2 protein-coding genes, 1 tRNA gene and 2 rRNA genes are annotated in these 2500 nt (G+C 48.0%); all 5 read left to right on the forward strand.

Going from position 1 to position 2500, the window contains the following annotated elements:
• Window positions 1-592: ribosomal RNA gene (locus tag DEALDRAFT_RS15595) — 23S ribosomal RNA — on the forward strand; the annotation flags it as partial.
• A 56-nt stretch (window positions 593-648) separates the two neighbouring features.
• Window positions 649-766, forward strand: a 5S ribosomal RNA gene (rrf, locus tag DEALDRAFT_RS15600).
• A gap of 55 nt (window positions 767-821) precedes the next feature.
• Window positions 822-896 (forward strand) — tRNA-Asn (locus tag DEALDRAFT_RS15605).
• A gap of 230 nt (window positions 897-1126) precedes the next feature.
• Window positions 1127-1714, forward strand: coding sequence for a class I SAM-dependent methyltransferase (locus tag DEALDRAFT_RS15610; protein ID WP_008519302.1), 588 nt, complete (start codon window positions 1127-1129; stop codon window positions 1712-1714).
• A 266-nt stretch (window positions 1715-1980) separates the two neighbouring features.
• Window positions 1981-2454, forward strand: coding sequence for an ATP-binding protein (locus DEALDRAFT_RS15615; RefSeq protein ID WP_008519306.1), 474 nt, complete (start codon window positions 1981-1983; stop codon window positions 2452-2454).
• Window positions 2455-2500: the final 46 nt, after the last annotated feature.

Consider the following 2500-nt stretch of genomic DNA (forward strand, 5'->3'; position numbering starts at 1 on the left):
GGTATCGCGCGTAGAGTGTAAGGCAGAAGGAAGCTTCACTGCGACACCGACGGGTGGAGCAGGGACGAAAGTCCGACTTAGTGATCCGGCGGTGCTGCGTGGCAGGGCCGTCGCTCAACGGATAAAAGCTACCCCGGGGATAACAGGCTTATCTCCCCCAAGAGTCCACATCGACGGGGAGGTTTGGCACCTCGATGTCGGCTCATCGCATCCTGGGGCTGTATTAGGTCCCAAGGGTTTGGCTGTTCGCCAATTAAAGCGGTACGTGAGCTGGGTTCAGCAACGTCGTGAGACAGTTCGGTCCCTATCTGTCATGGGCGTAGAAAATTGAAGAGAGCTGTCCCTAGTACGAGAGGACCGGGATGGACAGACCTCTGGTGTACCAGTTGTCCTGCCAAGGGCACTGCTGGGTAGCTATGTCTGGACGGGATAAGCGCTGAAAGCATCTAAGCGCGAAGCCCCCTCTAAGATAAGTTTTCCCGCTCGGTTAACGAGGTAAGACCCCAGAGAGATGATCTGGTTGATAGGCCGGAGGTGTAATGGCAGCAATGTCTTAAGCTGACCGGTACTAATAGGTCGAGGGCTTGACCTAAATCTTGTGATAGTTTATACTCTTTAACATATCGCTGTTCAGTTTTGAGAGAACTTTCTGGTGGAAATAGCGGAGGGGTCACACCCGTTCCCATTCCGAACACGGACGTTAAGTCCTCCAGCGCCGATGGTACTTGGGACGCGAGTCCCTGGGGAGAGTAGGTCTCTGCCAGATCCTTATTTAACCCCCGAATCCGAGGACGCTATAAAGCCCTTGGGTTCGGCTGTATTCCTCGATAGCTCAATGGTAGAGCAACCGGCTGTTAACCGGTAGGCTGTAGGTTCGAGTCCTACTCGGGGAGCCATAAAAAGCCTTGCACTTTTGTGCAAGGCTTTTTTGGTGCTTCGGCAATGGTTACCCCTTCGACAGTTAATTAACCGGTAGGGTTTGCGACTACTACATAATACTGGGGGTCGGGTTTAATGTTATTAATCATTTGTATAACATTTGGCAATGGGTTGAGTTCCGTGCTGTAAGATTATAATATTAATTTAGAGATGAGGCACTACGATGAGTGGCGGGAAGGAGTCTCGGATGAATCTTTTTACGGTTATTGCGCCCATTTATAATATGCTTTTTCCTAAAATGCAGGAGCGCCATGGCAAGCAGCTTGTAAGTAAGCTTTCTCCTTTGGAGGGAAGCAAGGTCCTGGACCTTGGCGGAGGTACGGGAAAGATCGCTTCACAAATGATGGCTTCAGGCGCAGACGTCTGGCTCCTTGATTCTTCACCTCAGATGGTCAGGCAGGCACAAAGTGTTTTGCCGGCAGACCGGGTGGTTTTAGGCGATGCGTTAAGCATACCCTTTATGGAGAATGCCTTTGATATTATTACTGTGGTAGATGTCTTCCATCATATCCGGAAACAAAAAGACGTGCTAAAAGAATGCCATCGAGTTCTAAAGCCTTATGGGTTAATTTGTTTTCTTGAGTTTAACCCGGACTGCTTTTCCATACGGGTGCTGGCAGGTATAGAGAGGCTCTTGGGGGAACCATCTTTGTTTTTAACGCCTGGCGACTTGGCTCTTATGCTTGAAGACGCAGGCTTTCAGGAAATAGAAGCGGATCCCGTTTCCTGTGAGTATCTTATTCTGGCGAAAAAACCCGAAGTGCTTGAAGTGTAAGAGAGGAGGCGCTGACTTATGAACTGCAGTTTTGACAATCATTCTGCAGTTGCTGTTTGCCGAAAATGCAATACCCCGGTATGTGAGGCGTGTAAGCGGGTATTTTACTCGGACACACTTTGCAAGGTGTGTACTGTCAAGATGTATTCTGTGCAATGCAGTTTGGTGAAGTATGACCAGCAGAAGAATGAATAATACTTTCTTTTCTTGGCAACTTATACTTAGGTTTTGGGGAAAACAAGCTGTCAAAGGGAGGCCTTTTTGACATGGAACTGCGAGTCTGTCTTTTTATCGGCATCCCTGCTTCGGGAAAATCCAGCTGGGCGCAAAAATTACTTAGAGAAAACCCCAAAAAGTTCAGCTATCTCTCCAGTGATGAGATCCGGGAGTCTGTCTTTGGAGATGTGGCAAATATGTCTCATAATGCATTGGTATTTCAGATTATGAAGGACAGAATGATTACAGCATTAGAGAATGAACGTTCTGTGATACTGGATGCTACTTTTGTTAAGGCCAGTGAGCGCCAGCCCTTTATTCAGCTGGCAAAGGAGCTTGAAGCACAGGTCATGGCATACTACATAAAAACGGATCTGGGTGAAGCTTTGCAGCGAAATGAGAATCGGAAGCGAAGGGTTCCCGCTGAGGTTATCAGGCAAAGGCTAAAGGATGTGGAAGAACCGGCGCCTGCAGAAGGGTTTGACCGTATAGTAACCATTGACAGTAAGGTTGGTATCAACTAACCAACAATTACCTGCATAATGGGTTTGACAAGGATTTAAAAGTGTG

The organism is Dethiobacter alkaliphilus AHT 1 (assembly GCF_000174415.1).
GTDB lineage: Bacteria > Bacillota > Dethiobacteria > Dethiobacterales > Dethiobacteraceae > Dethiobacter > Dethiobacter alkaliphilus.

Coding starts and splice junctions, on each gene's coding strand:
- DEALDRAFT_RS15615 (WP_008519306.1), top strand. CDS start 1,981: ATGGAACTGCGAGTCTGTCTTTTTATCGGCATCCCTGCTTCGGGAAAA.
- DEALDRAFT_RS15610 (WP_008519302.1), top strand. CDS start 1,127: ATGAATCTTTTTACGGTTATTGCGCCCATTTATAATATGCTTTTTCCT.